The following is a 23,567-nucleotide window of genomic DNA, read 5'->3' on the forward strand; positions in this document are numbered from 1 at the left end:
TCAGTCGTCGCCGTGGCCGTGCCCGGCGGCGTCCGGCTCGGCAGCGGCGGGGGTGTCGGCCGCCGGGCCGCTGCCGGCGTGGACGGTGAACTCGGCGGTCCGGACCACGTCGCCGTGCCGGAGGTCCAGGAACAGCCGGTAGTCGCCGGCCGAGGGGGCGGTGGCGGCGAACTCGACGTGCGGGCCCGGCGCGGTGGCGGGGTCGGCCGGGTCGCCCACCGGGTGCACGTGCAGGTAGCCCAGGTCGCCGGCCCGGAGCGCGACCAGGTGCCCGTAGGCGCCGAGGTGGGGCTGCAGGTCGGTCACCGGGACGCCGCCCCGGCTGACGCTGAAGGTCAGCCCGGACTCGCGCCCCGGCACCAGCCCGCCGGTGAGGACGACGGTGTAGCCGTCCACCTCCGCCGTCGGCGACGGCCCGGGCAGCGGCTGCGGGCGCAGGTCGCCGGCGACGGCCAGGTCGGCGCCGAGGGTCAGGTCGGCGCCGAGCGCGGCCGGCGTGGTGTCGGCGAACACCCGCCAGCTGCCGGGGGTCAGCTCCAGCGGCGTCGTCCAGGTCCCGTCGGCGCCCCGCTCGGGGTGCACGTGCTGGTAGCCGGTGAGGTCGCGGCGGACGGCGACCAGGTGGAGGTCCTCGTCGTGGTCGACCTCGTAGTCGGTGACCGGCGCCCCGTCGGGTCCCAGGATGCGGAAGGCCAGCGGGGACGTCCCGGCCGGCAGCTCGTCGGCGACCAGGTCGAGGGTGTACCCGCGGTCGGAGACCTGGAGGCCGCCGGGCGGGGCGGCGTCCGCGGTCGCCGCCGGGGACGGGTCGGGGTGTCCCTCGTCGGCGGCGTGCTCCTGCGCGGCGGCCGGCGCGCCGACCGGTCCGACGAGCGTGCCGACGCCCCAGCCGGCGCCGAGGACGGCGGCCAGGCCCACGACGGTGGCGCCGAGCCGGGCGGCGGTGCGCACGGGTGTCCTCCTCCTGCGGTGCGGAGCCGGCTCAGCGGCCGGCGACCTCGTAGCCGGCCTCCTCGACGGCGGCGCGCACGGCGTCGTCGTCGACCGGGGCCTGGCTGGTGACGGTCAGGCCGCCGCTGTCGAGGTCGACGGAGACGTCGGTGACGCCGGGCAGGCCGCTGACCTCCTCGGTCACCGCGGTGACGCAGTGGCCGCAGGTCATGCCGACGACGGTGTAGCTGGCGGTGCTCATGGGGTGCCTCCGGGAGGGGTGGGGTCAGGACCGGACGAGCCGGGCGATCGCGGCCGAGGCCTCGCGGACCTTCGCCTCGGCCTCCGGGCCGCCGGTGGCGACGGCCTCGGCGACGCAGTGCGACAGGTGCTCCTCGAGCAGGCCGAGCGCGAACGACTGCAGGGCCGAGGTCATCGCCGAGACCTGGGTGAGGACGTCGATGCAGTACTTCTCGTCCTCGACCATGCGCTGCAGTCCGCGGGCCTGGCCCTCGATGCGGCGCAGCCGCTTGAGGTGGTCGTCCTTGCGGTGGATGTAGCCGTGGACGTGGCCGGGACTGCTCTCGTGGTCGGTCACGGTCCCCATCCTACACCCATACCCCGTGGGGGTTTATCTGGCCGTGGTGTCGCCGTCGTCCCGGCGGGTGCGCAGCCGGTCGACGGTGTCGCGCAGCCGCTCGCTGGTGGCGCGGGCGTCGGCGAGCTCGTCCTGGAGCCCGAGGATGACCTCGGCCGAGGCGAGCGTGTGGCCCTCGTCGAGCAGGCCGCGCAGCCGCGCGGCGAGCAGCAGCTGGTGGCGGGAGTAGCGGCGGTGGCCGCCGGGGGAGCGGTGCGGCTGGAGGACACCGGAGCCGTCGAGGCTGCGCAGGAAGGCGGCCTGGACGCCGAGCAGTGCGGCGGCCTGGCTCATGGTCAGCGCCGGGAAGTCCGGGTCGTCGAGCCGGCGGACGGCGTCGGAGGCGGCGTCGGAGGTGGGGTCGGTGTCCGTGCCGGTGCCCGGTCGCCGGCCGGTGCCGTCGCTGGCCACGGGTCCTCCTCGCTCGCCCGGTCGCCCGGTGTCCGTCGGGGGTGCGGGAACGGCGCGGGGCCGGGCCATCCCTGGCCCGGCCCCGCGTCAGGGTCGCCGATCGCTCGCCGATCAGCTCACCGTCGTCACTTCTCGACGGCCTGCTGCCCGGTGTTGCCGGACTCGTGCTCGATGGTCCGGCCCTCCACCGCGGCCGGCACGTCGGCGCGGGTCACGGTGATCTTGCGGGCGCGGGCCTTCTCCGCCACCGGGATGCTCACGGTGAGCACGCCGTCGTGGTAGCTGGCCTCGAGCCGGTCGGTGTCGAGGCTGCGGCCCAGGACCAGCTGCCGGGTGTAGGCCCCGTAGGGGCGCTCGGCGACGGCCCACTCGGCGTTCTCGAGCTGCGGCAGCGAGCGCTCGGCGCTGACGGTGAGGGTCGTGCCCTCCACCGACAGGTCGATCGAGCCCGGGTCGACGCCCGGCAGGTCGAAGTGCGCGACGAACTTGTCGCCGACCCGGTAGGCGTCCATCGGCATGCCCGACAGGGCCCGGGCGGTGCCGGGGCGACCGGCGAGCTGGTCCAGGGCGCGGAAGGCGGCGGACGTGGCGGCGAACGGGTCGTAGGCGGTCAGCATGGTGGGTGAACCTCCTGGGAGATCCGGTGTGTGTTCGGCGCCCGAGGGGTATCCTCTAGTGGCAACTGGAGATTACCTCCCTCGGGCGGTAATGCAAACATCCAGCGGCACACTTTGTTCCCGGGCAGGCATGGACCGTCCCGCAGGCGGGCAGTCCCCGGGCATGGACCATCAAGCACCGCCCGGCGGAGCGGCCGGGGACGACGCCCACCCCTCCGGCGACGCGCCCCGGGTCACCGCGACGCTCGACGGCGACGTCAGCGTGGTCACCGTCGAGGGCGAGCTGACCGAGGCCGCCCGGCGGCCGCTGGTCCGGGTGGTCACCGACCAGCTGCTCTCGGTGCCCACGCTGCGCCGGCTGGAGATCCAGCTGAGCGGGGTGTCGTTCATGAACTCGGCCGGGATGGCCGTGCTCATCCAGCTGCAGCGGATGGCCCAGCCGCGGGCGGTCACCGTCGCGCTCGTCGAGCCGCCGGCCGCCGTCGCCCGGCCCCTGCAGCTGACCGGCCTGTGGCGGCGCTTCGAGGTGGTCGACCCCGACGCCGGACCGGCCGACGCCGGCGGCTCCCCGCCGTCCGGGGCGCCGTCGCGCCGTCCGGACGGCCCCGACGGGCGCAGCGCCTAGCGGTTGCGCTCCTCGGGGTCGTACAACGGGGCCCGGAACGTCCGCTCGTACTCGCTCTGGCGGAGCCGGGCCAGCTCCGCCATGCGGCTGTGCAGGCCGTGGTCCCGCGGCGGCCGCCGCGGCCGGGCCACGAAGACGGCCTCGCGCAGGTCGCGGTCGGGCACCCGGTCGCGACCGCCGAGCGCCACCTGCACCGCGCTGGTGCCGGCCGCGACGGCGTCGTCCGGCGGTGCCTCCCGGAGCGCTCGCAGGACGCGGCGGCCGGCGGGGGTCGGGGCCGGTCGGCCGCTGCCGCGCCGCCCAAGCCACCGCCGCGGCTGGGCGAGCAGCCCGGCGTCGGTCAGCCGCCGGCCGAGCTCGAGGAGCCGGGGGTCGTCGGCCGCGCGCCAGCACACCGTCTCGACCGACCGGTGCCCCCTCGGCCCGAGCGCGTCCAGCACCGCCGCCTCGACGGGGGGGCCGGCGGGCCGGCGACACGACGGTGAGCTCGCCCGGCGACCGGACGCGGACCCGCCCGGACTCCACCAGGGCCACCACCGCCGTCTCCACGCTCCGCGTCGCACCGCCGGCGAGGAAGGCGACCTCGTAGACGTCGAGGTCCGCCGGTGTCCGGGATGCCGTCATCGCCGCTGCCCTCCGCGCGTGGGACCCGGGTGGCGCCCACGGTCCGCCTCCCGAGCGCGGCGCGGAAGGCCCCTCGGCGCCGCAGCGGGCTGACGGCCGTGTCCCCGCGTGTCGCGGCCTGCCGGGCTCCTAGCCTGACCGGGTGCCCGCCACGCCCTCGCACGGCCACCCGCACGGCCACGGACCCGACCCCGACGCACCGCCGCCGACCCCGGAGGCCCTGGCCCGCCGGCGCCGCGCCGTCTGGCTGATGCTCCTGCTGCTGGTACCCGTCGGGCTGGCCACCGTCATCGGGCTCGTGGTGCTCTGGCCCGGCGACGAGCCGACGCCCGCCGAGCAGGTCGCCCAGACCTTCGTCCCACCGGGCACCACCTACCCCGACGCGCGGGTCGTCTCGCTGCAGGAGCTGCCGTGCGGCGAGGCCACCTGTGCCACCGCCGTCGTCGAGGTGCTCGAGGGGGAGGGCGCCGGTGACTACCAGCAGGTCGACCTGCAGGCCGAGGTCGTCGCCAACGGGGTGGCCGAGGGCGACACGATCGTGCTCAGCCGCGTCGCGGGCGCCGACGGCGGCGTGAGCTACGGGTTCTCCGACTTCGCGCGGACGACGCCGATGGTCGTGCTCGCCGTGGTCTTCGCCGTCGTCGTCGGGGTCGTCGCCCGGCTGCGGGGACTGGCCGCGCTGGTCGGGCTGGCGTTCGCCTTCTTCGTGCTCCTGCAGTTCGTGCTCCCGGGGCTGCTGGCGGGGGAGTCGCCGACGCTGGTCAGCCTGGTGGGCTCGGCGGCGATCATGTTCGTCGTCCTGTACCTCGCCCACGGCTTCTCGGCCCGGACGACGACGGCGCTGGTGGGCACGCTGTTCGGCCTGGCGCTGGTGACCGTGCTCGGCGCGGTGAGCGTCGACGTCGCGCGGCTGACCGGGCTGACCAGCGAGGAGACCACCCAGCTGCTCACCTTCGACCCCACGCTGGACTTCTCCGGCCTGGTGATCGCCGGGTGCGTGGTGGCCGGACTCGGCGTGCTCAACGACGTCACCATCACCCAGGCCTCGGCGATCTGGCAGCTGCACGAGGTGGACCCGGCGATGGGCTGGCGCGACCTCTACCGGCGCGGCATGGCGGTGGGCCGCGACCACATCGCCTCGACCGTCTACACGATCGTCTTCGCCTACGCCGGGGCCGCGCTCCCGCTGCTGCTGCTCTTCGAGGTCTACGCGCGGCCGGCCGGCACGACCCTCACCAGCTCGGTGGTGGCCGAGGAGGTCATCCGCACGCTGGTCGGCGGGATCGCCCTGGTCCTCGCGACGCCGGTGACGACGGCGGTCGGGGCCTTCTTCGCCACGGTGGCGGGGACGGCGACCGGGGCGGCCCCCGAGCAGCGGATCTCGGCGCTGCGTGCGAGGTTCGCCCGGTGAGCGACCTCCTCGCCGCCGCCGAGGCGGCCCCCGGCTTCATGCCCGCCGACGAGGGCCGCGCCCTGTACGAGGCCGCCCGCACCGTCGCGGTGCCCGGGCCGCTGCTCGAGGTGGGCACGTGGATGGGGAAGTCGGCGCTCTACCTGGCCGCCGCGGCCAGGGAGACCGGCCGGCAGGTCGTCACCGTCGACCACCATCGCGGCTCCGAGGAGCACCAGCCGGGCTGGGAGTACCACGACCCGTCGCTGGTCGACCCCGCCGTCGGCCGGATCGACACCCTGCCGCGGTTCCGCCGCACCGTCGCCGAGGCCGGCGCCGAGGACGTCGTCGTCGCCGTCGTCGCGCGGTCGGAGGTGCTCGCCCCGCTGTGGTCGACCCCGCTGGCGCTGCTCTTCCTCGACGGCAGCCACACGGAGGAGTCCGCCCGCCGCGACCAGGACGCCTGGGTGGCCAAGCTGGCCGTCGGCGGGACGCTGGCCATCCACGACGTCTTCCCGGACCCCGCCGACGGCGGCCAGGCACCGTTCGGCGTCTACACGCGGGTGCTGGCCTCCGGGGACTTCGAGGAGCTGCCGGGCACCGGGTCGCTGCGCCTGCTGAGGCGCCTCCGGTGACCGATGCGCTGGGGGAGGAGCGGGCCGCCGCGCTCGCCCAGATCGAGGCGCTCACCCGGGAGTTCGACGAGGTCGTGGCGGCCTCCCGCGCCTCCAACGCCGACGACGAGCACGACCCGGAGGGCGCGACGATCGCCTTCGAGCGCCAGCAGGTGGCGGCGCTGCTGGCCGCCGCGCGCCGCCGTCTGGCCGACGCCGAGGCGGCGGTGCGGGCCGTCGAGGCGGGCGTCTACGGGATCTGCGAGTCCTGCGGCGGCGCCATCGCCCCCGAGCGGCTCGCCGCCCGGCCCGCCGCGCGCACCTGCATCACCTGCGCGACCTGACACGGGGGTCCGGCGTGTGCGCTGACGCCGCGTTCCTGCGCCCGGAACGCGGCGTCAGCGCACACCGTCTCACCTGCGTCTCGGTCGGGGACACCGTTCCGGTCCAGTCGTCCCGACGGACCTCCCGACGGACCTCCGGCCCCCACTCGTCGAGATGCGTCTCGTCGTCGCCGTCGGCCCCGGAGGACGACGGTGAGCCGCAGCGCGACACCGGGCCGCCGCGCGCCTCAGCTCACGTAGCGGCGGGCGGTCGAGCGGCGCTGGACCGCGTCGAGCGCAGCGAACCGCGCCTCGGCGTGCGGCGGCAGCACGCGCCGCTCGCGCACCACCCACGGGACGCCGCGGACGGCGGCCCACAGCCCCTGCGCGGTGACGCGGTCGCGCGGCAGGGTCTGCAGCAGGTGCAGCGTGCGGCGCAGCGCCGGGCGCAGCGGGCGGCGCAGCCACGTCGTCCAGAGGGTGTTGCGGATGCCGTCGCGGCGGCGGCGGTGCGAGTCGCGGGCCTTCGACGCCTGGTGGTGCACCGTCAGCGCCGGCAGGTAGCACAGCTCCCACCCGGCGGTGGCGAGGTCACCGGCCATGAGCTCCTCCTCGCCACCCAGCCACAGCCGCTCGCAGAAGCCGCCGACCTCGGTGAACGCCTCCCGCCGCAGCACGCTCGCGCCGGCCAGGAACGAGCCCAGCGCCGGCCCGGGCAGCCAGTCCGCGCCGGGGACGGGGGAGTCGCGCAGCTCCGGCACGATCGGGTCCTCGGTCCCGCCGGGCTCGACGACGATCCGCGCGGTCACCACGGCCAGCCGCGGGTGCGCGTCGAGCACGTCGGCGGCCAGGCGCAGCGAGCCGGGGTCCCACCACGTGTCGTCGTCGCAGAAGGCGACGTAGGGCGTCGAGACGCGGGCGACGCCGACGTTGCGCCCGACCGCGCCGAGGTTCTCCGGGCTGGCGACCAGCTCGACCCCGGGGAACCGCTCCTCGACGGCCCGAGCCGTCCCGTCGGTGGAGCCGTTGTCGACCACCACGACGTGCGGCCGCTCGGGCAGGGCCGCCAGCCGCGACAGCGCGCCGAGCACCTCCTCGCGCCGCTGGTGCGTGATGACGACGACGGCCACCCGGTCATCGGGGTCGGTGCCGGTGTCCTGCAGCCGGGCCCGCGTCTCGGTCACCTGCGCTCCCCCGCGAGCAGCCGCAGGTCGGCCAGCACCGGGTCGGGCAGCCGCCGGCGGCGGCGCAGCGCGGCCGGCAGGTCGGGCAGCGCCCGCCGCAGCCCGCGCCGCTCGGGCGCGCCGGTCCGCAGTGCGGTCACGACCGTCCCGGCGACGTCGCGCACCGGCAGCCGCATGACCGCGGTGAGCACCTTCGAGCGCCAGATGGCCGTGCGCCGGGCGGCGGGGTCGTGCCGGCGGGTCGAGGGGTGGTGGTGGACGGTCACCGAGTCGACGTAGGCGACGTCCCACCCGGCCGCGGCCAGGTCGAGGGAGAGCCGCTCCTCCTCGCCCGGGAAGCGCACCACCGGGTCGAAGCCGCCGACGGCGAGGAACGCCTCCGTGCGCACCATCGCCGCGCACCCGATGAAGCCGAGCAGCCGCGGCCCGGGCAGGTGCTCCGGGGTGCCCAGCGGACTGGCCGCCAGCTCGGGGCACAGCGGGTCCAGCCGCTCCTCCGGGCCGACCAGGACGCGGGCGTCGAGCACCGCCAGCCGCGGGTGCGCGCGCATGACCTCGGCCGCGCGGGCGAGGTCGCCGGGGGCCCACCACGAGTCGTCGTCGGCGAAGGCCACGAACTCGGTGCCCGCGTGCCCGGCGCCGATGGTGCGTGCCCGGGCGCCGACGTTCTCCGCCAGCGGCAGCACCGTGACCTCGGGCAGCGCCGCGCGGACGGCGTCGACCGTGCCGTCGGTGGAGCCGTTGTCGACCAGGACCACGGGCGCCTCGTGCCGGGGGAGCGTCGCGAGCAGGTCCTCGCGCCGGTCGCGGCTCATGACGACGACGGTCACGCCCTCGGGGACGCGGGATCGGGAGGTGGTGGGCTCGGCCGACGTGCTGGTCACGGCTGGGCCCTTCCCGGGACCGGGGTCGCCGAACCCGGCGCGTCCGCGGTGCCCGGCGCCGGCAGCGCGGACGGGTCGGCGAACAGCTCCGCGGCCGGGCTCGCCTGGGCCAGCGCGTCGGCGGCCAGCACCACCGCGGCCGCCGTCCACGTGGGCCGCTCGACCGGCCAGCGGGCGTCGTCGGCGTAGACCAGGCCGGTCCAGTACGAGCCGTCGTGGTGGCGCAGGTGCTGCATCGCCGCCACCTGCTCCAGCGCCGCGTCGTGCTGCCCGGCGACGACGAGGGCTAGGGCCAGCTCACAGGTCTCCGCGCCGGTCACCCACGGGTGGTCGGCGACGCAGCGGGCGCCCAGCCCCGGGACGACGAAGCGGTCCCAGTCGGCGGCCAGCCGCGCGCGGGCCGGCTCCCCGGTGACCGCGCCGGCCAGCACCGGGTAGTACCAGTCCATCGACCAGCGGGACCGGTCGGCGAAGGCACCGGGGTCGGTGCGCAGCGCCGTCCCGAGGTCGGTGACGGCCAGCTCCCAGTCCGGCTGCGGCTCGCCGGTCAGCCCGGCCAGGGCGACGCCGCAGCGCAGGGCCTGGAACAGGCTGGCGTTGCCGGTCAGCAGCGCGGTGTCGTCGGGGGTGCCGTCGGGCCGCAGCGCCCAGCTGACCGCCCCGCCGGCCAGCTGCATGCGCACCACCAGGTCCAGTCCGCGGCGCACGGCCGGCCACAGCTCGGTGACCAGCCGCTCGTCACCGCTGGCCAGCCAGGAGTGCCAGGCGCCGACGGCGAGGTAGCCGGCGTGGTTGCTCTCGACGGCGGGCTGGGTCTCGGCGCCGCCGCGGTACTCCGCCGCCCAGGAGCCGTCGGTCCGCTGCCGCGCGGCCAGCCAGCGGTAGGCGGCCGCCGCGCGCTCGTGCTCGCCACCGACGTCGAGGGCCATCGCGGCCTCGATCGAGTCCCACGGGTCCAGCTGCCCGCCGCGGAACCACGGCAGGGCGCCGTCGCGGGCCTGCTCGGCGGCGATCGCGGACACGGTGCGGCGCACCGCGGCGCCGTCGAGGACGCCGGGGAGCTCCGGCAGCTCAGCCCGCAGGGGTCCGCTCCCGCTCCGGCGCCGCGGCGACCGTCCGGCGGCGGGCGCGTGCCGCCGGCTCGCCGGCCGGCTTGCTGGCGTACACCACCAGGCTCTTGCCGATCAGCGGGTCGAGCAGCCGCTCGGCGGTCCGGGTCGGCCACGGCCGGTGGGTCAGGTCCCAGACCAGCAGCCGGTGGTAGGCCCGGACGACGGCCGCGTCGCGCTCGACGCCGACCGCGCACCTGAGCCACCAGAAGGGCGCGTGCAGGGCGTGCGCGTGGTGCCGCCGGCCGGGCACGAGGCCGGCTCCGGCCAGCCGGGCCCGCAGCTCGTCGCCGCGGTAGATGCGGACGTGGCCGCCCTCGTTGGCGTGGTAGGCGTCCGACAGCGCCCAGCAGACCCGCTCGGGTCCGAAGCGCGGCACGGTGACCGCGACCCGCCCGCCGGGCCTGAGCACGCGGGCGATCTCGGCCATCGCCCGCGCGTCGTCCGGGATGTGCTCGAGCACCTCCGAGGCGATCACCCGGTCGACGCTGGCGTCGGGGACGGGCAGGTGCAGGAGGTCGCCGCGCACCACCTCGTAGTGCGCCCCGGCCGGGGCCTCCCCGGCCTCGGCGATGGCACCGAGCCAGCGCCTGGTCGTCTCCACCTCGGGCACGCCCCAGTCGACCGCCACCACCCGCGCGCCGCGCCGGTAGGCCTCGAAGGCGTGCCGGCCCTCGCCGCAGCCCAGGTCGAGCACGGTCGTGCCCGGGCGCACGTCGAGCAGGTCGTAGTCGACGGTCAGCACGGAGCACCCTTCCGTTGCAGCACCTCGGCGTACCAGTCCGCCGTCCGCTCGGCGGTCGCCCGCCAGGTGTAGGAGGCCAGCACCCGGCGGCGCCCGGCGCGGCCCAGCTGCTCCTGCAGCGAGGGGTTCTCCAGCACCAGCCGCAGCGCCGCGGTCAGCTCGCCGACGTCGCCCGCGCGCACCCGCAGCCCGGCGTGGGTGCCCACCACCTCCGGCAGGGCGCCGGCGTCGGTGGTGACCAGCGGCGTGCCGCAGGCCATCGCCTCGACCGCCGGCAGGGAGAAGCCCTCGTACAGCGAGGGGATGGCGGCCACGGTCGCCGTCTGCAGGAGCTCGACCAGGTCGGCCTCGGGCAGCGGGCCGGTGAAGCGGACGGCGTCGCGCAGCCCGAGCCGGTCCAGCGCCGACTCCGCCGGGCCGCCCGGGCGGGCGGTGCCGACGACGGTGAGCCGCACCGGCCGCTCGGTGCGCAGCTTGGCCACCGCCTCGAGCAGGTGCACCAGGCCCTTGAGCGGGACGTCGGCGCTGGTGGTGACCACGATCGAGTCGGTCCCCCGCGGCCGGCCGGGCGGCGGCGGGGTGAAGACCGCGGGGTCGATGCCGACCGGGATGACCTCGACGCCGGCCGCCGGCACGCGGAGGTGCGTCTCGATGTCGCGCCGCGAGCTCTCCGAGACGGTGGTGACCGCGTCCAGGCGCGGGGCGACCCGCGCCTGCATCGCGGTGAAGCCGTACCAGCGGGTGAGCGTGAGCCGGCGGCGCAGCGTGGGCGCGGCGGCGAGCTCGAGCTGCCGGTCGATGGCGACCGGGTGGTGCACGGTGGCGACGGTGGGGACGCCGGCGCGGACCAGCCGCAGCAGGCCGTAGCCGAGGCTCTGGTTGTCGTGGACGACGTCGAACTCGTGCGCGCGGGGGAGGAGCTCGCGGGCCGCGCGCAGGGTGAAGGTCAGCGGCTCGGGGAAGCCGGCCGTGCACATCGCCGCCCACTCCAGGACGTCGACCCGGTCGCGGAACTCCGAGGGCCGCGGCACCCGGAAGGGGTCGGGCTCGCGGTAGAGGTCGAGGCTGGGGACGCGGGTGAGGGGGACGCCGTCGTCGAGCTCGGGGTAGGGCTGGCCGCTGAGGACCTCGACGGCGTGGCCGAGGGCGGTCAGCTCGCGGGACAGGGCCCGCACGTAGACGCCCTGGCCCCCGCTGTGCGGCTTGCTCCGGTACGACAGCAGTGCGATCCGCAGCCGTCGTCCCATGCGCCGGACTCTAACGACCCCGTACCGTCCGCCCACCGCCCGTGCCTGACAGGCTGGCCGCCGTGATCCGACACGTCGTCCACTTCACCTGGTCCGACTCCGCCGACGAGGCCCGGCGGGCCGAGACGGTGGCCGCGCTGCGCCGGCTGCCCGAGCAGGTGCCCGGCCCGGTCGCCTTCACCGTCGCGCCCGACGCCGGCCTGGTCGAGGGCAACGCGCACACGATCCTGGTCGCCGACTTCCCCGACGCCGGGACCTTCCGCGGCTACGCGACCGACCCCACGCACCTGGCGGTCATCGCCGAGCACGTGCGCCCCTACCTGGCCGCCCGCAGCGCCGTCCAGTACGAGCTGTGAGGCGCTGACCGCCGGTCCGGCACACGCTCCCGACGGCCCGGCGCGCGGCCGTCCACAGCCGCCGGCCGGTCCACAGCCGGCCGACGACGCTCCTGCCGGCCCCGCCCGGGTCCCAGGGTCGGCGGGGTGGACGAACCCCAGCCCCTCTCGACCCGGCCGCCTTCCGCCGCGCCGCCCGTCATCCGCCTCGGCGACAGCGGTGAGGTCGCCGCGGCCCTGCCCCACCTGCTCGGCTTCCACCCCGCCGAGTCCCTCGTGCTGGTCAGCCTGCGCGGCCCGGGCGGCAGCCGGGTCGGCCTCACCGCGCGCGCCGACCTGCCCGACCCCGCGGACGCCGCCGCGCTGGCCCGCGCGCTGGCCGTCCGGATGGACACCGACGACCCGGCCGCGGTGCTGCTCGCGGTGGTGTCGGAGGCGCCCGACGACGTCACGGTCCCCGTGTTCCCGGCGCACTTCGAGCCGCCCGGCGCCGCTCCCGAGCTGCCGCACCGCGCCCTGGTGCACGAGGTGGTGCTGGCGCTCGACGCGATCGACGTCCCGGTCCGGGAGGCGCTGCTCGTGCGCGTCGGCCGCTGGTGGGACTACGACTGCCCGTACCCGTGCTGCGAGCCCGGCCGCGGCACCCCGCTGCCCGACGGTGCCAGCCCGCTGGCCGCTGCGGCCGTCGCCGGCGGCGCGGTCCTCGCCCGCGACAGGGAGGCGCTCGCCGCCCGCATCGCCCCGCCGACCGAGGTCACCGGACTCGCGGCGATGGCCGAGGCGTGCCTGCGCGCCGGCCGGGAGCACGCTGCCCGGCTCCGCGCGGCCGGGCGGCCGGCCGTGGCGTGGGGGTGCGACGCCGCGATCGCCGACGCGGTGAGCGCCTGCCGCCCCGGGCCGGCCACCGCGGGCACCCGGCTCCCCGACGCGCAGGTGGCGCGGGTGCTCTGGGCGCTCACCCTGACCGAGGTCCGCGACCGGGCGATGGGGCTGGCCCTGGGCGACGACGCCGCGGCCGCCGAGGTGCTGTGGACCGAGTGCACCCGCCGGGCCCCGGTCCCGCTCGACGGCCCGCCGGCGACCCTGCTGGCGGTCAGCGCGTGGCTGCGCGGCGACGGCGCCACGGCCAACGTCGCCCTCGACCGGGCGCTGGCCGCCGACCCGGCCGCCGAGCTGCCCCGCCTGCTCGCCGACGGACTGCAGGCCTGCCTGCCCCCGGCGGAGCTGCGCGCGCTGATCACCAGCACGCTGGCCGGCGGGTGAGCGACTCCGTCGGCTGCCGACGTGGTCCGCGCCGGCTCGGCCGAGGGCCCCGCCGCGATGAGTTCCGCCCGGGTCGGGGGTCTGTCCTGGTGCCGCAGGACGTCGTTCGTCGCCGTCCTGCCCGAGATCCCACGGAGGACGCCATGACGACCACGCCGAGGAACCCGACCACCGCGCTGCCCGGCCGTCCGCCCGTCGTCGACCTGGCCACCTGGCAGGCCGCCCGGGACGAGCTCCTGGTCCGCGAGAAGGCCCACACCCGCGCGGGTGACGCCCTGGCCGCGGCCCGCCGCCGGCTGCCCCTGGTGGAGTTCGACGGGACCGTCGAGGTCGTCGGACCCGACGGCCCGGTCCCGTTCCTGGACCTGTTCCGGGGCCGCGACGAGCTCGTGGTCTACAAGCACATGTGGTACGACGGCGCGCCGCACCAGGGCCAGTGCGAGGGCTGCACCATGACCACCTGGCAGCTGCGGGACACCGTCTACCTCGACGCCCGCGGCGTCTCCCTCGCCATCGTGACCACGGGCCGGTGGGACGAGGTGGCCGCCTTCGTCGAGTTCATGGGCTACCCCCAGCCCTGGTACTCGGTGCGCGGGATCGACGAGCCGGTCGGCGGCGACATGGGCTACCTCACGTGCTACCTGCGCGACGGCGACCGCACGTTCCTGACCTACTCCACGACGGGCCGGGGCAACGAGCCGGTCGTCGGGTCCTTCGGCCTGCTCGACCGGACGCCCTACGGCCGCGGCGAGGCGTGGGAGGACACACCCGAGGGCTGGCCCCAGGGGCGTCAGGCGTGCTGGTACTGGCGCTCGGACGCGGATGGGCACCCCACCTGGGGCCCGACCAGCCGCCCCGTGCCGCAGTGGACCCGCCCCGGCGCGACCCCCGTGGAGACCCTCGGTCGGGACGGCTCCCACCACTGACCGGCCTCCGTCGACGGCGCCGACATCTCCCGCCGACGCTCCCTCAGACCAGCTCGGGCCGCTGCCACTCCTGGCCGAGGACGTGCTCGGCCAGGAACGCGAGCACCGTCTCGTACCAGACGGTGGAGTTCCCGGGCGTGAGCACCCAGTGGTTCTCGTCGGGGAAGTAGAGGAACCGGGAGGGCACGCCGCGCTTCTGCAGGTCGTACCAGAGCCGCAGGCCCTCACCGATCGGCACGCGGTAGTCCTTGTCGCCGTGGATGACCAGCACCGGCGTGCGGATCGCGTCGGCGAAGCGGTGTGGTGAGTTCTGCTCGTAGCGCTTGGGCTCGGTGAGCGGGTCGCCCCACTCCTTCTCCCAGTAGTAGGCGGCGTCCGTGGTGCCCACGAAGGAGTCGAGGTCCCACAGGCTGGCGTGCGTCACGATCGCCCGGAACCGGTCGGTCTGCGTGGCCACCCAGTTGGCCATGTAGCCGCCGAAGGACCCGCCCATCGCCGCGGTGCGGGTCTCGTCGACCTCCGGCAACCGCTCCGCGGCGTCCACGGCGGCCATCAGGTCGGTGTAGGGGGCGCCGCCCCACTCGCCCCAGCCGCGCCGCACGAAGTCCTGTCCGAAGCCCTGCGACAGCGCCGGGTTGGGCAGCAGGACGGCGTAGCCGCGCGCGGCGAGCACCCACGGGCACCAGCGCCACGACCAGGAGTTCCAGCTCATCAGGGGCCCGCCGTGGATCCACAGCACCAGCGGCGCGGGGTGCTCGGCGCTCGCGCCCTCGGGCAGCACCAGCCACGACTGCACGCGCGCGCCGTCGGCCGCGGTGGCCTGCACCTCGGTCAGCGTGCCGGGCAGCCGGCCGACCGTGCCCGGGTTGGGCAGCGGCCCGGGGTGCTGGCCGGTCGCCCGGGGGTCCAGTCGCACCGGGGCCGGCGGCTCGTCGTAGGCCGAGCGCAGCGCGTAGAGGGCGCTGCCGTCGCGGGCCACCTGCAGGTCGCTGTAGGCGCCGTCGGCGGTCAGCCGGACCGGGTCGCCGCCGGCCAGCTCGACACGGAACAGCGCGTGCCGGCCGTCGTCGTCGGCGAGGAAGTAGACGGCGTCGCCCTCCGCGCTGAACTGCGGCGCGCTGGGCCAGCGGTCGAAGCCGGGGGTGAGCTCGCGGGTCGCGGCGGAGGCGACGTCGACCAGCAGCAGGGTGTAGTCCGGGGGCTCGGCGTAGGTGGTCGTGGTCTCGCGGACGCAGACCACCGCCGTGCCGTCGGGGGAGAACCGGCCCGAGTGCACGTCGGCCAGCGGGTCGTCGACGAGCACCCGGCTCCCGCCGGTGGCGGTCTCGACGAGCACGAGCCGGTCCCGGCGGCCGGCCGGTCCGTCGGGCACCTGGTCGACGCGCAGCGCCAGCCGGCCGTCGGGGGAGACGGTCACCGACTCCCCGGCACCGGTGGGCGGGGCGGCGTCCGGCGTCAGGTCGCGCAGCTCGACCGGCCGGGGCGGTTCGCCGGCCGGCCCCTCCGCGGGCAGGGCGCCGGCCCAGAACAGGTGCGGGGCGGCGGGGCCGAGGTCGGCGTCCCAGTACCGCACGGGGTAGGCCTCGTGCAGGATCGCCGACACCCCGGCGTCGGCGCGGGCCTTGCGGCGCTGCTCGTCCTCGGCGGCGTCGGCCGCGCCGGGCATGGCCGAGGACACGACCACGACCTCGCCGCTGTCGGCGGCCACCGCGAAGCCGCCGACGCCGCCGGGCCGGGTGACCACCGGGCGGGCCTCGCCACCGCCGGGCGGCAGCGCCCACAGCGCCGGCTTCGGCTCGGCGCCGTCGGTCACCGCGGGGTCGGGCCGGGCGGAGACGAACAGCAGCGTGCCGTCGGGCGTGAAGGCCGGCGCGGCCTCGCCGGGGGCGCTGCGGGTCAGCCGCCGGGCCGGGCGCTGCCCGTCGGGGTCGACCTCCCACAGCGCCGAGACCCACTTCTTGCGCTCGGCGTCCAGCGTCTGCACCGCGACGGCCAGCCGCCGGCCGTCGGCCGACAGGGCCAGCCCGGCCACCCGCGGGACGGCGACGAAGTCGGCCAGCCGGGCGAAGGGGTGCCCGGGACCCGGGTCGGCCGCCGGGGCGGTCCCGGCGGTGGTCCCGGCGGTGGTCTCGGCGGTGGTCTCGGTGGCGGTGTCGGCGTCGGGCTGGCTCACCGGGGCTCCTCGCGGGGTGACGGCACTCGGGGTGCCGACCACCATACGAAGCAGCGCCCGGCGTCCCGCACGAGCGGGACACCGGGCGCTGCCGGGACCGGGACTACAGCTGGGCCGCGGCCTCCGCGGGCGTGAGGTCCTCGTCGAGGGCGGCGACGAACACGTGCTGGGCCACCCCCGCCGGCAGCGGCTGGCCGTCGAGGCTGATGGTGCCGTTGCTCGAGGTGGCCACCACCGTCGCGCCCGGGCGCACCCCGCGGTCGGCCAGGGAGCGCAGCAGGCCGGCGTCCTCCTGGAGCTGCTCGCTGATCCGCCGGATGGTGACCCGGCGGCCCTCGGCGGTCGCGGACGTGGAGAGCAGGGTCAGCGAGTCGAGCACCGCGGAGGTCTCACCGCCCAGCGCGTCGAGGCCCGGGATCGGGTTGCCGAACGGGGAGACGCTGGGGTTGCCGAGCAGGGTCAGCAGCTTGCGCTCCACCGCCTCGCTCATGACGTGCTCCCAGCGGCAGGCCTCCTCGTGCACGTCGGCGTAGTCCAGGCCGATGACGTCGACGAGCAGGCACTCGGCCAGCCGGTGCTTGCGCATCACGGCGGTGGCCAGCTGGCGCCCCTGCTCCGACAGCTGCAGGTGGCGGTCGCCCTCGACGGTCAGCAGCCCGTCGCGCTCCATGCGGGCCACGGTCTGGCTGACCGTCGGGCCGCTCTGGTGCAGCCGCTCGGCGATGCGTGCCCGCAGGGGCACGATGCCCTCCTCCTCCAGCTCGAAGATCGTGCGGAGGTACATCTCGGTGGTGTCGATGAGGTCGTTCACTGGCACTCCTCCGTGTCCCTGCCGATCCTACGGCCCGCGGGCCACCCGGCCCGGCCGTCCACGGCGGACCGCCCGCGGCTCGGCGGCCCACGTCCGCGCCGCCGGACCGCGGCGCGCGGGGGAGCGCGGCGGCGGTGCCCCGGCGGTAGCGTCCCGGCCAGGGACGACGACGTCCCGGCGGCGACAGGAGGGGCCCGTGAGCGACGCGGTGACGGTCGTCTGGGACGACGCGCTGCTCGGCTACACGATGGGCGGCGACCACCCGCTGCACCCCGTGCGGCTGGACCTGACCATGCGGCTGGCCGAGGGGCTCGGCGTGCTGGCGCCGGGCCGGGTGGAGGTGGTGAAGCCGACGCCCGCCGGCACCGACCTCCTCACCCTGTGCCACGACCCCGAGTACCTGGAGGCGGTCCGCCGGGCGCCCGCCGACCCCGGCGTCGGGCACGGCCTGCACACGGCGGACAACCCCGTCTTCGAGGGCATGTACGAGGCCGCGGCGCTCATCACCGGCGGCAGCGTGCTGGCCGCCGAGCTGGTGCACAGCGGACGGGCGCAGCACGCGGTCAACATCTCCGGCGGCCTGCACCACGCCATGCGCGACCGCGCGTCGGGGTTCTGCGTCTTCAACGACGCCTCGATCGCCATCGCCTGGCTGCTCCGGCAGGGCTGGGAGCGGATCGCCTACGTCGACCTCGACGTCCACCACGGCGACGGCGTGCAGACCGCCTTCTACGACGACCCGCGGGTGCTCACGGTGAGCGTCCACCAGACGCCGCTGACCCTCTTCCCCGGCACCGGCTACCCCGAGGAGACCGGCGACCCCGACAGGGCGCTCGGCAGCGCGGTCAACCTCGCGCTGCCCAACGGCACCGACGACTCCGGCTGGCTGCGCGCCTTCCACGCCGTCGTCCCGAGCGTGCTGCGCGCCTTCTCCCCGCAGATCCTGGTCACCCAGTGCGGCTGCGACGCCCACCACGAGGACCCGCTGGCCGACCTCGGCCTCACCATCGACGGCCAGCGGACCAGCTACACGGCGGTGCACGAGCTCGCGCACGAGCTCTGCGACGGCCGCTGGATCGCCCTCGGCGGCGGCGGCTACGGGCTGGTGCGCTGCGTGCCCCGGGCGTGGACGCACCTGCTGGCCGAGGCGTCCGGCGAGCGGCTGGACCCGGTCACCGAGATCCCGCAGTCCTGGCGCGACGACGTCGTCGCCCGCGGCCTGCGCGCCCGCCCACCGACGCACATGACCGAGGGCGGCTACACCGGCTTCTCCGCGTGGGACCCGTTCACCGAGACCCGCGTCGACCGCGCGATCATGCGCACCCGCCGCGCGTCGTTCCCCTACTTCGGCCTCGACCCGGACGACCCCCGTGACTGAGGAAGGACCCCGCCCCCCTCACCACTCGCAGGCTCGCGGCGAGCCTCTGGACGGGGCCGCGGGCGCCGCTGGGGGGCCGTCCGCGACCCCGTCCGTCCACGACGAGCCCGCCCCGCCGCGGCCGCCGGCGCACTGGGAGGCCGACATCATCGCCGCCGACGGCGGCACGGTGCACCTGCGCCCGATCTGCCCCGAGGACGCCGACGGGCTGACCGGCCTGATGGAGCGCAGCTCGGACCAGACCCGCTACCTGCGGTTCTTCGGGCCGATGAAGCGGCTCTCCGACCGCGACCTGCACCGGTTCACCCACGTCGACCACACCGACCGGGTGGCCTTCGTGGTGCTGCTCGGCGAGCAGCTGATCGCCGTCGGCCGCTACGACCGCCTCCCCGGCACCACCGACGCCGAGATCGCCTTCCTCGTCGAGGACGCCCACCAGGGCCGGGGACTGGGCTCCGTGCTGCTCGAGCACCTGTCCGCCGCCGCCCGCGAGCGCGGCATCACCCGCTTCGTCGCCGAGGTGCTCGCCCAGAACGCCCGGATGGTGCGGGTGTTCCTCGACGCCGGCTACCAGGCCAGCCGCTCCTACGAGGAGGGCGTGGTCCACCTGACCTTCCCGATCGCGCCCACCGAGAACTCGCTGGCCGTGACCTACGAGCGCGAGCAGCGCAGCGAGTCCCGCTCGATCGCCCGGCTGCTCACCCCGTCCTCGGTCGCGGTGGTCGGCGCCAGCAACGACGAGGGCAAGCTCGGGTACGCCGTGCTGCGCAACCTGCTCGACCACGGCTTCAACGGGCCGGTCTACCCGGTCAACCCCGGCGCCCGGCACGTCCGGGGGGTGCCGGCCTACGCCACGATCGACGCCATCCCCGACGACGTCGACCTGGCGGTGCTCGCCGTGCCGGCCGACGAGGTCGCCGGAGTCGTGGAGGCCTGCCGGCGCAAGCGCGTCCGCGGCCTGGTGGTCATCTCCGGCGGCTTCGGCGAGAGCGGCCCGGCCGGGCGGGAGGCCGAGCGGCAGCTGGTCGCCTCGGCCCGGGCGTCGGGCATGCGGGTGGTCGGGCCCAACTGCCTGGGGATCGTCAACACCGACCCGGCGATCCGGCTCGACGCCAGCCTGGCGCCGCACGTGCCCGGGCGCGGCCGGGTCGGCTTCTTCGCGCAGTCCGGTGCCCTGGGCGTGGCGCTGCTCGAGCGGGCGCGCACCCGCAACATCGGGCTGTCCAGCTTCGTCTCGGCGGGCAACCGCGCCGACGTGAGCGGCAACGACCTGCTGCAGTACTGGGCCACCGACCCCGGCACCGAGGTCGTGCTGCTGCACCTGGAGAGCTTCGGCAACCCGCGCAAGTTCGCCCGGCTGGCGCGCACGGTGGCGCGCACCAAGCCCGTGGTGGCGGTCAAGAGCGGCCGGCACGGCGGCCTGACGCCCGGCCTGGCCGGCACGTCGGTCACGGTGCCGGAGCAGTCGGTGGCCGCGCTGTTCACCTCGGCCGGGGTCATCCGCGTCGACACCGTCGCGCAGCTGTTCGAGGTCGGGATGCTGCTGGCCCACCAGCCGCTGCCGGCCGGGAACCGGGTCGCCGTCGTCGGCAACTCCACCGCCCTCGGCGTGCTCGTCGCCGACTCCGTCCTGGACCAGGGGCTGGCGCTGGCGCACGAGGCACCGGTCGACATCGGCAGCGGCGGCAGCCCCGAGGCGTTCCGCGCGGCGCTGCAGGAGGCGGTCGACGACGACGGGGTCGACTCCGTCGTCGCGGTGTTCCTCCCGCCGCTGGTGCGCACGCCGCCGGAGGAGTACGGCCGGGCGCTGCGCGAGGTGTCGGCGGGCTCGGCCAAGCCGGTCCTCGCCACCTTCCTCTCCGCCGAGGGCTTCCCGCCGGAGCTGACCGTGCCCGACGCGGCGGGCATGCCCGCCCGTGGCTCGGTGCCCTCGTACTCGACGCCGGAGCGGGCGGTCATCGCGCTGGCCCGCGTGACGGAGTACGCGCGCTGGCGGCAGCGCCCGGTGGGCACGGTGCCCGACCTGCCCGACGTCGACGAGCAGCGCGGCCGGACGGTGGTGCACGGGGCGCTGGCCGAGACCCCTGCCGGCCGGCAGCTCACCGACGACGAGGCGCTGGCGCTGCTGGGCGCCTACGGCGTCCCGCTGCTGGGCACCCGGGTGGCGACCACCGCCGAGGAGGCCGTCGCCGCCGCCGACGCCGTCGGCTACCCGGTGGTGCTCAAGTCGACGGCGCCGTGGCTGCGGCACCGGACCGACCTCGGCGGGGTCCGGCTGGACCTCCCCGACGACGCCGCCGTGCGCGCCGCCTTCGCCGCCATCCCGGCCGGCGACCCGGTGATCGTGCAGGAGATGGCCGCGCCGGGCGTGGCCACCGTCGTCGAGGTCGTCGACGACCCGTCGTTCGGTGCGCTGGTCAGCTTCGGCGTCGGCGGGGTGGCCACCGAGCTGCTCGGCGACCGGGCCTACCGCACGCTGCCGCTCACCGACCTCGACGCCGCCGAGCTCGTGCGGGCCCCCCGCGCCTGGCCGCTGCTCGACGGCTGGCGCGGCTCGGAGCCGGTCGACGTCGCGGCCCTGGAGGAGCTGCTGCTGCGGGTGGCGCGGCTGGCCGACGACCTGCCCGAGGTGCTCGGGCTGAGCCTCTCGCCGGTCATCGCCGGGCCGGCCGACCCCTGGCACGGCGGCCGCTCGCTGGTCGTCGCCGGCGGCACCGTCCGCATCGGCCCGCCCACGGCCCGCATCGACCCCGGCCCCCGGCGGATGCGCGACCTGTACTGAGCTGTGCTGTCCGTCGCCCTACCGGGCTCCACCGCGGCCAGGTGCCGTTCCCGGCCTGCGCTGAGCCGATCCGTCGCACCCGTCGCGGAACCCTCCGGGCCCCCCTCGGGCACGACCCCCGCAGGGCGGCTCACCTCCGGACCGCGGTCCGGTGCCGTTCCCGGCCTGTCTCGCCGGTCAGGGCTGCCGGCCGGTGAAGGCCAGCAGCTTCGTCTGGGCGTCGGCGTCGTCGGGGACGGCGACACGGGGCCCGTAGTAGCCGCTGCTGCGCAGCGCGGCGTCCCACGGCTCGATCCCGGCGAGGAAGGCCGACGCCTCGGCCGCGTCCAGGGTCTCGTCCTGGCCGGTGGCGCGGGCGAGGTCCCAGGCGTGCACCAGCAGGTCCATCAGCCCGGTCATCGCGACCAGCTGCTCCAGCGTCATCTGCCCGGCGCGGGTGCTCGTGGGGCGCGAGGACAGGGCGGGGTCGTCGAGCAGGGCCGAGACCGCGGCGTCGGCGGCACGCCAGGCGCCGGCCGGGTCGTCGTCGACCGAGGGGCCGTCGGGGACCGGCAGACCCACGGCTCCCAGGTAGAGCGCCGGCATCCACTCCACCAGGTGCCGGACCACGTCCCGGGCCACCCAGCCGGGGCACGGGGCGGGGTCGTCCCAGCGGTCCGGGGGGACGGCGTCGACCCGCCGGCCGAAGTCGTCGGCCAGCCGCCGCCACCGTTGCGCCGTCTCCGTCACCGCGACCTCCTCAACCGGATGGTTGACGACGATCGTGGACCCCCGCGGCCCGGCCGTCAACGCCGAGAGCCGGCCACCCGGATGGGTGACCGGCTCTCGGCTCGGCCCGCTCCCGCCCCGATCGTGCGAGGGGCGGGAGTGGCCTCCCTCAGGCGAGGTAGTCGCGCAGGGCGTCGGCGCGCTGCGGGTCGCGCAGCTTGGCCATCGTCTCGCGCTCGATCTGGCGCACCCGCTCGCGGGAGAGGCCGAACTGCTTGCCGATCTGCTCCAGCGTCCGGGGCTGGCCGCCGTCGAGGCCGAAGCGCAGCACGACCACGTCGCGCTCGCGGTCCTCGAGCGTGGCCAGGACGGTGCGGACGTCGCCCTTCATCATCTGGAAGGCGACGGCGTCCTCGGCGACCGCGGCGTCGGCGTCCTCGATGAAGTCACCGAGGCGGGACTCCTCGTCGGCGCCGACGGTCTGGTCGAGCGACACCAGGTCGCGGGAGTACTCGAGCAGCTCGGTCACCCGCTCCGGCGTCATGTCCAGCTCGAGGCCGAGCTCCTCGGCGGTGGGCTCGCGCTCGAGCTCCTGGTGCACCCGCCGGCGGGTCCGCACGACCTTGTTGACCTGCTCGGCCAGGTGCACGGGGAGCCGGATGGTGCGGCCGGAGTCGGCCATCGCGCGGGTGATCGCCTGGCGGATCCACCACGTCGCGTAGGTCGAGAACTTGAAGCCCTTGGTGTAGTCGAACTTCTCGACGGCCCGGATGAGACCGACGTTGCCCTCCTGGATGAGGTCCAGGAACGTCATGCCGTGGCCGGTGTAGCGCTTGGCCACCGAGACGACCAGGCGCAGGTTGGCCTCGAGCAGGTGCCGCTTGGCGGCCTTGCCGTCGGCGGCGAGGGCCTTGTAGTCGCGCTGCACGGCCGGGGTGAGCTGGCGCTCGCTGAGCAGCCGCTCGGCGTAGAGACCGGCCTCGATGCGCTTGGCGAGCTCGACCTCCTGCTCGGCGGTCAGCAGCGCGGTCTTGCCGATGGTGTTGAGGTACACGCGCACCAGGTCGGTCGACACCAGTCCACTGGTGTCCGGCTCGCGGCGCGGCGAGCGGACCTCGAGGGCGTCACTGGGGGAAGACTGGAGGAGCGTCACGGGATGTCTTCGTCCTTGCCTGTGATCCGGATGCACCACCGGTCGTCGATGGCGGTGCTGCACCCGCGTCGGGGGTGGGGCTCCGGTGTCCGGCGGGGCCCCGCGCTGTGGTCCGTTGTGGTCCGTTGTGTTATGCCCAGTCCAACGGTCGCGACCGGGCGCGGTGTTCCGCGGGGATGGGATTCTCAGGGAACCCACAGCCCGTGTGTTCGGTCACCTTCCGTACCCGACTCGCCGCGGATCAGACCTCCAGCAGCAAGGTCATCGGTCCGTCGTTGACAGACGCCACCTGCATGCGGGCCCCGAACACGCCGGTGGCCACCGTGCCGCCCCGGCGGCGCAGCTCGGCGACGACCTCCTCGACCAGCGGTTCCGCCAGCTCACCGGGCGCGGCGCCGGCCCACGAGGGACGGCGGCCCTTGCGCGTGTCGGCGTAGAGCGTGAACTGGCTCACGACGAGGACGGGCAGACCGAGGTCGCCGGCCGAGCGGGCGCCGTCGTCGGTGGGGAAGACCCGCAGCTCGTGCACCTTCCGCGCCAGCGCCCGCGCGCGGGCCGCGTCGTCGTCCCGGCCGGCGCCCACCAGCGCCAGCAGCCCGGGACCGATGTCGCCGACGACGGCGCCGTCCACGGTGACCGACGCCGAGGCCACCCTGCTCACCACCGCGCGCACGCGCCCATCCTGCGTCGTGCCCGGC

25 protein-coding genes are annotated in these 23,567 nt (G+C 76.4%); 9 read left to right on the plus strand and 16 right to left on the minus strand.

Features of this window, described 5'->3' with window-relative positions; translation table 11 throughout:
- The 5 genes from JOD57_RS21275 to JOD57_RS21295 form a co-directional block, all read right to left on the minus strand.
- Entirely contained in the window at window positions 1-951 is a 951-nt protein-coding gene (locus JOD57_RS21275; protein WP_204693840.1) for a DUF8832 domain-containing protein, read from the minus strand.
- Between the two features lie 31 nt (window positions 952-982).
- Entirely contained in the window at window positions 983-1,192 is a 210-nt protein-coding gene (locus tag JOD57_RS21280; RefSeq protein WP_204693841.1) for a heavy-metal-associated domain-containing protein, read from the minus strand.
- A 24-nt stretch (window positions 1,193-1,216) separates the two neighbouring features.
- Window positions 1,217-1,528, minus strand: coding sequence for a metal-sensitive transcriptional regulator (locus tag JOD57_RS21285; protein WP_307824838.1), 312 nt, complete (start codon window positions 1,526-1,528; stop codon window positions 1,217-1,219).
- A gap of 33 nt (window positions 1,529-1,561) precedes the next feature.
- Window positions 1,562-1,978, minus strand: coding sequence for a MerR family transcriptional regulator (locus JOD57_RS21290; RefSeq protein WP_307824839.1), 417 nt, complete (start codon window positions 1,976-1,978; stop codon window positions 1,562-1,564).
- A 125-nt stretch (window positions 1,979-2,103) separates the two neighbouring features.
- Complete coding sequence (locus JOD57_RS21295; RefSeq protein ID WP_204693843.1) at window positions 2,104-2,595, minus strand: Hsp20/alpha crystallin family protein; 492 nt, start codon at window positions 2,593-2,595, stop codon at window positions 2,104-2,106.
- Between the two features lie 130 nt (window positions 2,596-2,725).
- Between JOD57_RS21295 and JOD57_RS21300 the strand changes: the two genes are divergently transcribed.
- On the plus strand, window positions 2,726-3,220 hold the full coding sequence (locus JOD57_RS21300; RefSeq protein ID WP_239568711.1) for an STAS domain-containing protein: 495 nt from the start codon (window positions 2,726-2,728) through the stop codon (window positions 3,218-3,220).
- Here the strand turns inward: JOD57_RS21300 and JOD57_RS21305 are convergent.
- Window positions 3,217-3,660, minus strand: a complete 444-nt coding sequence (locus JOD57_RS21305) for a hypothetical protein (protein ID WP_204693844.1) — start codon at window positions 3,658-3,660, stop codon at window positions 3,217-3,219. The genes JOD57_RS21300 and JOD57_RS21305 overlap by 4 nt on opposite strands.
- A 326-nt stretch (window positions 3,661-3,986) precedes the next feature.
- On the opposite strand from JOD57_RS21305, the gene JOD57_RS27100 reads away from it, so the two are divergent.
- Genes JOD57_RS27100 through JOD57_RS21320 form a run of 3 tightly spaced genes read left to right on the plus strand, consistent with a single transcriptional unit; the run spans window position 3,987 to window position 6,192 of the window.
- Window positions 3,987-5,255: a YibE/F family protein gene (locus JOD57_RS27100; protein WP_307824840.1), complete on the plus strand. Its 1,269-nt coding sequence runs from the start codon at window positions 3,987-3,989 to the stop codon at window positions 5,253-5,255.
- The gene (locus JOD57_RS21315; RefSeq protein WP_204693845.1) at window positions 5,252-5,869 is read left to right on the plus strand and encodes a class I SAM-dependent methyltransferase; all 618 of its coding nucleotides are present in this window, start codon (window positions 5,252-5,254) and stop codon (window positions 5,867-5,869) included. The genes JOD57_RS27100 and JOD57_RS21315 overlap by 4 nt, the downstream gene beginning before the upstream one ends.
- A complete protein-coding gene (locus JOD57_RS21320; protein ID WP_204693846.1) occupies window positions 5,866-6,192 on the plus strand; it encodes a TraR/DksA family transcriptional regulator in 327 nt (108 codons plus the stop codon). Before JOD57_RS21315 ends, JOD57_RS21320 begins: the two co-directional genes overlap by 4 nt.
- Before the next feature lie 227 nt (window positions 6,193-6,419).
- On the opposite strand, the gene JOD57_RS21325 is transcribed toward JOD57_RS21320, so the two are convergent.
- Genes JOD57_RS21325 through JOD57_RS21345 form a run of 5 tightly spaced genes read right to left on the minus strand, consistent with a single transcriptional unit; the run spans window position 6,420 to window position 11,340 of the window.
- A complete protein-coding gene (locus JOD57_RS21325; RefSeq protein ID WP_204693847.1) occupies window positions 6,420-7,355 on the minus strand; it encodes a glycosyltransferase family 2 protein in 936 nt (311 codons plus the stop codon).
- On the minus strand, window positions 7,352-8,239 hold the full coding sequence (locus JOD57_RS21330) for a glycosyltransferase (RefSeq protein WP_307824841.1): 888 nt from the start codon (window positions 8,237-8,239) through the stop codon (window positions 7,352-7,354). The genes JOD57_RS21325 and JOD57_RS21330 overlap by 4 nt, the downstream gene beginning before the upstream one ends.
- Entirely contained in the window at window positions 8,236-9,273 is a 1,038-nt protein-coding gene (locus JOD57_RS21335) for a prenyltransferase (protein WP_307824842.1), read from the minus strand. Before JOD57_RS21335 ends, JOD57_RS21330 begins: the two co-directional genes overlap by 4 nt.
- A 37-nt stretch (window positions 9,274-9,310) precedes the next feature.
- On the minus strand, window positions 9,311-10,093 hold the full coding sequence (locus JOD57_RS21340; RefSeq protein ID WP_204693848.1) for a class I SAM-dependent methyltransferase: 783 nt from the start codon (window positions 10,091-10,093) through the stop codon (window positions 9,311-9,313).
- Complete coding sequence (locus JOD57_RS21345) at window positions 10,087-11,340, minus strand: glycosyltransferase family 4 protein (RefSeq protein ID WP_204693849.1); 1,254 nt, start codon at window positions 11,338-11,340, stop codon at window positions 10,087-10,089. The genes JOD57_RS21340 and JOD57_RS21345 overlap by 7 nt, the downstream gene beginning before the upstream one ends.
- A gap of 62 nt (window positions 11,341-11,402) precedes the next feature.
- Between JOD57_RS21345 and JOD57_RS21350 the strand changes: the two genes are divergently transcribed.
- The 3 genes from JOD57_RS21350 (at window position 11,403) to JOD57_RS21360 (ending at window position 13,864) form a co-directional block, all read left to right on the plus strand.
- Window positions 11,403-11,696, plus strand: coding sequence for a Dabb family protein (locus JOD57_RS21350; RefSeq protein WP_204693850.1), 294 nt, complete (start codon window positions 11,403-11,405; stop codon window positions 11,694-11,696).
- A 126-nt stretch (window positions 11,697-11,822) separates the two neighbouring features.
- Window positions 11,823-12,938, plus strand: coding sequence for a DUF4192 domain-containing protein (locus JOD57_RS21355; protein WP_204693851.1), 1,116 nt, complete (start codon window positions 11,823-11,825; stop codon window positions 12,936-12,938).
- 143 nt (window positions 12,939-13,081) lie between these two features.
- Complete coding sequence (locus tag JOD57_RS21360; protein WP_204693852.1) at window positions 13,082-13,864, plus strand: DUF899 family protein; 783 nt, start codon at window positions 13,082-13,084, stop codon at window positions 13,862-13,864.
- Window positions 13,865-13,907: 43 nt separating this feature from the next.
- Here JOD57_RS21360 and JOD57_RS21365 read toward each other — a convergent pair whose 3' ends face one another.
- Both JOD57_RS21365 and JOD57_RS21370 read right to left on the minus strand, forming a co-directional pair.
- Window positions 13,908-16,037: an alpha/beta fold hydrolase gene (locus JOD57_RS21365; RefSeq protein WP_307824843.1), complete on the minus strand. Its 2,130-nt coding sequence runs from the start codon at window positions 16,035-16,037 to the stop codon at window positions 13,908-13,910.
- Window positions 16,038-16,140: 103 nt separating this feature from the next.
- Window positions 16,141-16,848, minus strand: coding sequence for an iron-dependent transcriptional repressor DtxR (locus tag JOD57_RS21370; RefSeq protein WP_204693854.1), 708 nt, complete (start codon window positions 16,846-16,848; stop codon window positions 16,141-16,143).
- 196 nt (window positions 16,849-17,044) lie between these two features.
- On the opposite strand from JOD57_RS21370, the gene JOD57_RS21375 reads away from it, so the two are divergent.
- Together JOD57_RS21375 and JOD57_RS21380 are read left to right on the plus strand one after the other, a co-directional pair.
- On the plus strand, window positions 17,045-18,226 hold the full coding sequence (locus JOD57_RS21375) for an acetoin utilization protein AcuC (protein WP_204693855.1): 1,182 nt from the start codon (window positions 17,045-17,047) through the stop codon (window positions 18,224-18,226).
- Window positions 18,227-18,395: 169 nt separating this feature from the next.
- A complete protein-coding gene (locus JOD57_RS21380; RefSeq protein ID WP_307824844.1) occupies window positions 18,396-21,008 on the plus strand; it encodes a bifunctional acetate--CoA ligase family protein/GNAT family N-acetyltransferase in 2,613 nt (870 codons plus the stop codon).
- Between the two features lie 177 nt (window positions 21,009-21,185).
- Here the strand turns inward: JOD57_RS21380 and JOD57_RS21385 are convergent, their stop codons facing one another.
- From JOD57_RS21385 to dtd, 3 genes are all read right to left on the minus strand, one after another.
- Window positions 21,186-21,737 (minus strand): TIGR03086 family metal-binding protein, encoded by a 552-nt coding sequence (locus JOD57_RS21385; protein ID WP_204693856.1) that lies wholly within the window; start codon window positions 21,735-21,737, stop codon window positions 21,186-21,188.
- 148 nt (window positions 21,738-21,885) lie between these two features.
- Complete coding sequence (gene sigB, locus JOD57_RS21390; protein WP_204693857.1) at window positions 21,886-22,869, minus strand: RNA polymerase sigma factor SigB; 984 nt, start codon at window positions 22,867-22,869, stop codon at window positions 21,886-21,888.
- A 241-nt stretch (window positions 22,870-23,110) separates the two neighbouring features.
- Entirely contained in the window at window positions 23,111-23,542 is a 432-nt protein-coding gene (gene dtd / locus JOD57_RS21395) for a D-aminoacyl-tRNA deacylase (protein ID WP_204693858.1), read from the minus strand.
- Between the last annotated feature and the right edge of the window lie 25 nt (window positions 23,543-23,567).

This window comes from Geodermatophilus bullaregiensis (assembly GCF_016907675.1).
Classification (GTDB): Bacteria; Actinomycetota; Actinomycetes; order Mycobacteriales; family Geodermatophilaceae; genus Geodermatophilus; species Geodermatophilus bullaregiensis.

Excerpts from the sequence above, each read along its gene's own strand:
- JOD57_RS21280 (WP_204693841.1), bottom strand. The coding sequence starts at position 1,192 with ATGAGCACCGCCAGCTACACCGTCGTCGGCATGACCTGCGGCCACTGC.
- JOD57_RS21295 (WP_204693843.1), bottom strand. The coding sequence starts at position 2,595 with ATGCTGACCGCCTACGACCCGTTCGCCGCCACGTCCGCCGCCTTCCGC.
- JOD57_RS21300 (WP_239568711.1), top strand. The coding sequence starts at position 2,726 with ATGGACCGTCCCGCAGGCGGGCAGTCCCCGGGCATGGACCATCAAGCA.
- JOD57_RS21345 (WP_204693849.1), bottom strand. The coding sequence starts at position 11,340 with ATGGGACGACGGCTGCGGATCGCACTGCTGTCGTACCGGAGCAAGCCG.
- JOD57_RS21360 (WP_204693852.1), top strand. The coding sequence starts at position 13,082 with ATGACGACCACGCCGAGGAACCCGACCACCGCGCTGCCCGGCCGTCCG.